Raw genomic sequence first — 7,650 nt, forward strand, 5'->3', positions numbered from 1 at the left:
GGCCGGGGCGTGGCGGCGCTGCTGGCCGTGCTGCTGCTCGCCCCGCTGCCCGGTTGCCGGGAGCGGATCGTTCCCCCCGGGGCGCCGACACCCTGGCCGGCGACGCTGGCCCGGCAGTGGCAGTGGCAGTGGCAGCTCACCGGCCCGCTGGACATCACCGCCGACGCGGACGTCTTCCTGCTCGACCCGGTGCGCACCACCTCCACCGAGACCACCGCGCTGCGGGCCCGGGACCGCCGGCTGGTCTGCCAGGTCGACGTCGGGTCGTACGCGGCCGCCGACCCGGACGTCGATCGGTTCCCGGTGGACGTGCGGGGCGCGCCGGTGAGCGGCCGGCCCGGCCGCCGCTGGCTGGACGTACGCCGGTGGGACGTGCTGGCGCCGGTGCTCGCCGACCGGTTCCGGCTCTGCCGGGGCAAGGGATTCGGGGCGGTGGCGCTCGACGACGCCGACGGCTACCTGCACCGGTCCGGCTTCCCGCTCGGCTTCGACGACCAGTTGCTGTTCAACCGGCGGCTGGCCACCCTCGCCCGCTCGCTGGACCTCTCGCCCGGGCTGGTCGACGACGTGCCGCAGGTGGCCGCGCTCGCGCCGGACTTCGACTTCGCGGTCAACCAGGAGTGCGTACGCCGCCGGGAGTGCGCCAAGCTGCTGCCCTTCGCCGACGCGGACAAGCCGGTCTTCCACGTCGAGTACACCGGCGACCCGGCCGCATTCTGCGTCACCACCGTCGGGTACGGCTTCGCCTCCATGCGCAAGGACCGCGCCCTCGACGCCTGGCGCGACCCCTGCCCGCTGCCGCCGAGCGCGCGGCCCCGGAGTTGACAGCGGCCCCTCCGCCACAAGGCCGTGGCGAAGGGGCCCCTGCTGTCGCGTCCGGTCAGCCGGCGGCGCCGCCGGTGAGCGGGGCCGGGGTGCCGGTGGTGGTACCCCCGCGCTGGGACGGGATGTCGGCGTGCGCGGCGCTGAGCGGGGTGGCCAGGTCCTCCAGCGACCTGCCCTCGGCCTTGACGCCGAGGACCAGTTCCACCAGGCCACCGATGATCATCACGATCGCGCCGATGATGAAGGCGACCACCGTGTCGCCGACCTTGCCGGTGCCGACCAGCTTGGCGAAGAGCAGCGGGCCGGTGATGCCGCCGGCGGCGGTGCCGATCGCGTAGAAGAACGCGATGGCCATCGCCCGGGTCTCCATCGGGAAGATCTCGCTGACCGTGAGGTAGGCGGCGCTGGCGCCGGCCGAGGCGAAGAACAGCACCACGCACCAGCAGGCGGTCATGGTCACCGCGTTCAGCACGCCGGCGTGGAACAGCCAGGCGGTGCCGAGCAGCAGCACGCCCGAGCCGATGTAGGAGCCGGCGATCATCGGCACCCGGCCGACCGAGTCGAAGAGGCGACCCAGCAGCAGCGGGCCCAGCAGGTTGCCGACCGCGATCACGGCGAAGTAGTAGCCGGTGTTGCCGGTCGGCACCTTGAAGAAGGTCTGCAGGATCTGGGCGAAGCCGAAGGTGATCGCGTTGTAGAGGAACGCCTGCCCGATGAAGAGCGAGAAGCCCAGCGTGGCCCGCTTCGGGTAGCGGCCGAACAGGGTCCGGGCGATCTCCAGGAAGTTGGTGCTCTTCCGCTGCCGGATCTCGATGTAGTCGTCGGCCTCGGTGAGCTCCTTGCCGGTCTCCCGCTTGACCTCCGTCTCGACCGAGTCGACCAGATGGTTCGCCTCGTCGGCCCGGCCGTGGATGAACAGCCACCGGGGGCTCTCCGGGACGTGCCGGCGGACCAACAGGATCACCACGCCGAGCACCGCGCCCAGGCCGAACGCCACGCGCCAGCCGAGATTGGTCGGCAGGCCGTGGAGCAGCGGCACGGTCAGCAGCGCGCCGAGCGCCGCGCCGAGCCAGAAGGTGCCGTTGATGATGATGTCGATCCGGCCGCGGTGCCGGGCGGGGATCAGCTCGTCGATCGCCGAGTTGATGGCCGCGTACTCGCCGCCGATGCCCATGCCGGTCAGGAACCGGAACAGGAAGAACCACCAGGTGTCGAAGGAGAGCGCGGTCAGCGCGGTGGCGACCAGGTAGAGGCCGAGGGTGAGCAGGAACAGCTTCTTCCGCCCGAACCGGTCGGTGAGCCAGCCGAAGAAGAGCGCTCCGGTGCAGGCGCCGGCCACGTACAGCGCGGCAGCCAGACCGGTGACCTGGCTCTGGGTGATGCTCAGGCCGCTGCCCGGCTCGGCGAGCTTGCCGGAGAGGTTGCCGACGATGGTCACCTCGAGGCCGTCGAGGATCCACACCGTGCCGAGGCCGATCACGATCATCCAGTGCCAGCGGGACCAGGGCAGCCGGTCCAGGCGGGCCGGGACGTTGGTCCGTACGGTGCCGGTGCGCACGTCGGTGCTCATGACGCCCTCCGGGGGGATGCGAGGGCCGGGGCGTGACGACGGGCTCCCGGCCAGAGCTGTTCGTCCATGGCCGCCCAGATGCCCCGGCGCCGCGCGGGTTAATCCTCCAGTGACCGCGGCGTCACGCCACCGGTGTCGATCGGCTTGATCGACTCCGCCTGCCGCAACCCGGGCCCTCCGGCTCCCCGGACACCACGATCCGCCGCAAGCCGAGTGGATCGAGGAGCCCGGCGCGGGCGCGGCGGGAAGCCCGGCCGGGGGCGGGACGGCCGGAGGGCCGGGCCGCGGTGTGCGGTCCGGCCCTCCGGCGGATCAGTTCAGCGGGCGCCGACCAGCTCCGGCGCCGGGGCGGGCGGCTCGGCCGGCGGGGTGGCGGCGCGACGGCGCAGGAAGCGCGGGGCCCACCAGTTCGCGTCGCCCAGCAGGGTCATCAGCGAGGGCAGCACCACGGCCCGGATGATCGTGGCGTCCAGCAGGATCGCCGCCGCCAGGCCGATGCCGAGCTGCTTCATGTCGATGGTGCTCAGCGTCGCGAAGATCGAGAAGACGCCCACCATGACCAGTGCCGCGCTGCTCACCACGCCCGCCGAGGAGGTGATCCCGTACGCCACCGCCTCCCGGTTGGACAGGCCGGAGCGGATGCCCTCCCGGATCCGACTGACCACGAAGACGTGGTAGTCCATGGAGAGGCCGAAGAGGACCACGAACAGGAACAGCGGCAGCCAGGTGACGATCGCGCCGATCGAGGTGAAGCCGAGCGGCCCGGCCGCCCAGTCGCCCTGGAAGACCAGGACCAGCAGCCCGTACGCGGCGCCGGCGGAGAGCAGGTTCAGCACGATCGAGGTGAGCGCGACCACCACCGAGCGGAAGGTCCACGCCATCACCAGGAAGGTCAGCGCCAGCACGAACGCCACCACGATCGGCAACTTCTCCCGGATGTGCTGCGCGTAGTCCTCGCTGGCGGCGACTCCGCCGCCGACCGCGTACTCGATGCCGGGGATGCCGCGCAGCGTGGCCGGCACGTAGTCGTCGCGCAGCTCGTGCAGCGACCGGGCGGCCTCGTCGGTCCGGCTGGCGTACGGGGTGGCCACCTCCAGCACCGACACCCGGCGGTCGGCCGAGACCTTGATCTTCGGGCCGTCCCCCTCGGCCGGCGCGAAGAGCGGGTCGGCGGCGGCCCGACCGGCCAGGTCGGTCAGCGCGGCGTGTACCCGGTCGGCCTGCGCGGCCGGCGCCCGCACGGCGACGGTGTGGCTGGTGCCGTTGCTCGGGAAGGCGGCGGTGAGCCGGTCGTACGCCTGCATCGCCGGCGTGGTGCGCGGCACGTCCTCCATGCCGGGGAACTTCAGCTTCATGCCCAGCGCCGGGGCGGCCAGGGCGAGCAGCAGCCCGACCGAGACGACCAGGGTGGCCAGCGGGGCGCGCAGCGCGGGCTTGAGCAGGGCCGGCCAGAACCGCGGCCGGGCCGGCTGGCCGTGCCGCCCGGTACGCGGGGCGGTGAGCCGCCACAGCACCGGCACCCGGGGCCGGTCGACCCAGCGGCCGAGCTTGGCCAGCAGCGCCGGCAGCACGGTCAGCGATCCGGTCACCGCGACGGCCACCACCAGGATCGACCCGACCGCGAGCGACGAGAAGATGGCGTCCTGGGCCAGCAGCAGCCCGGCCATCGAGATGATCACGGCGGTGCCGGAGACCACCACGGCGTGCCCGGAGGTCTCCGCCGCGATCTCCACGGCGTCCAGCCCGGACCGGCCCTTGGCCCGTTCCTCGCGTTCCCGCCGGACGTAGAAGAGCGAGTAGTCGACGCCGACCGCCATGCCGATCAGCAGGATCACGCTGGCCGTGGTGTCGGTGGCGGGCACCAGGTGCGAGGCGAGGGTGGAGAGCCCCATCGCCGCGGCGACCGAGGAGAGCGCGAGCAGCACCGGCACGCCGGCCGCGATCAGCGCGCCGAACGCGATGACCAGGATGGCCAGGGTGACCGGCAGGCTGAGCAGCTCGGCCCGCTTGAAGTCCTTGCCGAGGGTCTCGTTGAGCGCCTTGCCGATCGACGGCCCGCCGACCTCCTCGACCCGCAGCGCCGGATGCGCCTCCTGCACCTTCGCGGTGGCGTCCCGCAGCGGCTGCACCCGGTCCTCGGCGGTCTCCGGGTCGCCGGACATGGTGATCGGCAGCAGCAGTGCGTCGCCGTCCCGGGACGGCAGCGGCGTACCGACCGAGGCGACGCCCTCGACCTGGCGCAGCCGCGCGGCGGCGTCGTCGGCGGCGGCCTTCGCCGCGGCCGGGTCCAGCGCGCCGGTACGGGCCGTGATCAGCACGTTCTCCGTGGCCGGCTCGTGGAAGCCGCCACTGTCGACGATCAGCTCGGCCCGGCCGAACTCGCCGATCGCCTGGTCGGCGTCGGTCGCCTCGTTCAGCCCCGCGGCGTTGCCGCCGACGAAGCACACCGCCACGAACACGACCCACAGCGCGATGGCCCGCCACGGGTGCTCCGCACTCCACCGTGCCAACCGCACGGTCACCGGTCGCCTGCCCATATCTGGGTTCCCCCTCCACACGTCGGCCCCCTGCCGACGGTGCTGACGCTAGGCAGGGTGCGGCGCTCGGACATCCGGGAACGGCCCCGGCTCGTCCCCGATCCGCCCGAGCCCGGCCGGGCGGCCCGAACCGGCTCCACCAACCGGGCAGACCAGGATTTTCCGGGTACGACGGGGGAACGCGCCGGGAACCGCCCGGCGAGGCACACCGGTGCAACCCCGAGTCGGCTCGGGGTTATCCCCGCACCGCTCCTCGGGGCCGGGGCTGGCAGCGGGGGCAGCTGTAGGAGGACCGGTTCATGAACGCCTCGCGCCGGATCGGGGTGCCGCAGCGCGGGCAGGGCTCCCCCTCCCGGCCGTACGCGTTCAGCGACCGGTCGAAGTAGCCGCTCTCGCCGTTGACGTCGACGTAGAGCTCGTCGAAGCTGGTGCCGCCCTGCTTGATCGCCTCCCCGAGCACGTCCCGCACGTGCCCGAGCAGCCGCCCGGCCGCCGGGCCGGTCAGCGCGTCGGTCGGGCGGGCGCCGTGCAGCCGGGCCCGCCACAGCGCCTCGTCGGCGTAGATGTTGCCCACCCCGGAGATCAGGGTCTGGTCGAGCAGCGCCCGCTTGATCTCCGTCCGCTTGCGGCGCAGCGCGACGACGAAGTCGGCGTCGGAGAACTGCGGGTCCATCGGGTCCCGGGCGATGTGCGCGATCTCCGCCGGCAGCTCCGCGCCGCCCTCCGAGACCGACAGGCCGCCGAACGTCCGCTGGTCGACGAAGCGCAGTTCCGGACCGTCGTCGGCGAACCGGAAGCGGACCCGCAGGTGCAGCTCATCGGCCGCCCCGACCGGCTGGAGCAGCAGCTGGCCGGACATGCCCAGATGCCCGATCAGGGCGTCCCCGCTGTCCAGCGGAAGCCAGAGGTACTTGCCGCGGCGCCGGACGTCGGTGATCGTCCGGCCGGCCAGCACGTCGGCGAAGTGCCCGGCGCCCGGCTCGTGCCGGCGGATCGCCCGCGGGTGGCGCACCTCCACCGAGCTGATCGTCCGCCCGGTGACCCACTGGGCCAGGCCCTGCCGGACCGTCTCGACCTCGGGCAGCTCAGGCACGGCCGGCGCCCGCCCCGGCCCCCGGTCCGTCGGCCGGCGCCTCGGCGTCCTCGGCGGCGGCCTTCGCGGCGGCCTCGGCCTCGGCCTGCTCGGTGAGCATCCGCCAGGCCGACTCGGCGGCCCGCTGCTCGGCCTCCTTCTTGCTGCGCCCCTCCGCGCCGCCGTACCGGTTGCCGGCCACGACCACCCAGGCGGTGAACGTCTTGAGGTGGTCCGGGCCGGTGCCCTCGATCCGGTACTCCGGGACGCCCAACCCGAGGGCCGCGGTCAGCTCCTGGAGACTGGTCTTCCAGTCCAGCGCGGCACCCCGGCCGGCCGACTCGGCCATCAGCGGATCGAAGAGCCGGTGGATCACGATGGCGGCGGTGTCCAGGCCGTACTGGAGGTAGATCGCGCCGAGCAGCGCCTCCAGGGTGTCGGCCAGGATGCTCGCCTTGTCCCGGCCGCCGGTGGCCTCCTCGCCCTTGCCCAGCAGCAGGTACGCCCCCAGCCCCTCCGGGCCCAGGCCGCGCGCCACGTCGGCCAGCGCGCGCATGTTCACCACGCTGGCGCGCAGCTTGGCGAGCTGCCCCTCGGGCAGGTCGGGGTGGTTGTGGAAGAGCGCGGTGGTGATCACCACGCCGAGGACCGAGTCGCCCAGGAACTCCAGCCGCTCGTTGGTGGGCAGGCCCCCGTTCTCGTACGCGTAGGACCGGTGGGTCAGCGCGCGCTCCAGCAGCTCCGGGTCGAGCGACACCCCGAAGGCCGCCTCCAGATGGGCGACGGGAGCACGCCGCCGCTTGTCGTTGGTCATGGTGCTACCTCGGTGTCGTTTCGGTCGGGTGCGGGATCGTGGGGGAAGCCGGCGAGCAGGGTGGAGATGGTCTCGGTGGCACCGCGGCGCCACAGGTGGGCGGCGAGCGCGATGCCGGAGGCGACGTCGTCGGGCCGGGCCGCGCCGTGGCAGACCACCACCGTGCCGGCCACGCCGAGCAGGGCCGCCGCGCGGGGGGCGCCACCGCTCGCGGGGGGCCCGCCGGCCATCGCGTACGCGCCCTCGATCGCCTTGAGCAGCACGTTACCGGTGAACCCGTCGGTGACCACGACGTCGGCGCGGGTGCCGACGCAGACGTCGTACCCCTCGACCAGGCCGACGTAGCGGGCGTCGCAGGGCAGCCGGACGGCGGCGAGCGCGGGATCGGCGGAGCGGCGCAGGCGGTCGCCCTTGCCCGCCTCGGTGCCGACCGAGAGCAGCCCCACCCGGGGAGTGGCGACGGCGTGGGCCACGGCCGCGTACACGGCGCCGAGCACCGCGTGCCGGGCGAGGGTGGCCGGGCCGGGCTCCAGGGTGCCGCCGACGTCCAGCAGCACGACCGGGCCGGCGACGGCGGGCAGGGTCGCCACCAGGGCCGGGCGGCGTACCCCGGGCCAGCGGCCGAGGCCGAGCGCGGCGGCGGTGACGGTGGCGCCGGTCGAACCGGCGGAGACGAGCGCGTCGGCGAACCCGTCGCGGACGGCGCTGGCCGCCACGCGAACGGTGCTCTCCGCGCGCGCTTCGGAAGGTGACCACGATGGACGACATCACCGCACTGATCCTCGACGACCACGCCGCCTTCCGGCGCGGCTTCGCCCGGCTCGACGACGCC

General features: G+C 73.9%; 5 protein-coding genes and 1 pseudogene. 1 reads left to right on the top strand and 5 read right to left on the bottom strand.

Features of this window, described 5'->3' with window-relative positions:
- Positions 1–825: endo alpha-1,4 polygalactosaminidase (locus tag ACWEVO_RS23460; protein WP_452309668.1), on the top strand; the 825-nt coding region annotated here is incomplete at its 5' end.
- A 55-nt stretch (positions 826–880) separates the two neighbouring features.
- Here ACWEVO_RS23460 and ACWEVO_RS23465 read toward each other — a convergent pair.
- The 5 genes and pseudogenes from ACWEVO_RS23465 to ACWEVO_RS23485 form a co-directional block, all read right to left on the bottom strand.
- The gene (locus tag ACWEVO_RS23465; RefSeq protein ID WP_452309669.1) at positions 881–2,395 is read right to left on the bottom strand and encodes an MFS transporter; all 1,515 of its coding nucleotides are present in this window, start codon (positions 2,393–2,395) and stop codon (positions 881–883) included.
- 317 nt (positions 2,396–2,712) lie between these two features.
- Positions 2,713–4,932: an MMPL family transporter gene (locus ACWEVO_RS23470; protein ID WP_452309670.1), complete on the bottom strand. Its 2,220-nt coding sequence runs from the start codon at positions 4,930–4,932 to the stop codon at positions 2,713–2,715.
- A 235-nt stretch (positions 4,933–5,167) separates the two neighbouring features.
- Entirely contained in the window at positions 5,168–6,025 is an 858-nt protein-coding gene (gene mutM, locus ACWEVO_RS23475; protein ID WP_452309671.1) for a bifunctional DNA-formamidopyrimidine glycosylase/DNA-(apurinic or apyrimidinic site) lyase, read from the bottom strand.
- Positions 6,018–6,818, bottom strand: coding sequence for a ribonuclease III (gene rnc / locus ACWEVO_RS23480; RefSeq protein WP_452309672.1), 801 nt, complete (start codon positions 6,816–6,818; stop codon positions 6,018–6,020). Before rnc ends, mutM begins: the two co-directional genes overlap by 8 nt.
- Positions 6,815–7,567 (bottom strand): annotated as a pseudogene (locus tag ACWEVO_RS23485) (phosphate acyltransferase PlsX); the annotation flags it as partial. The pseudogene ACWEVO_RS23485 and the gene rnc, both read right to left, overlap by 4 nt.
- Between the last annotated feature and the right edge of the window lie 83 nt (positions 7,568–7,650).

Source organism: Micromonospora sp. NPDC003776, from assembly GCF_053605645.1.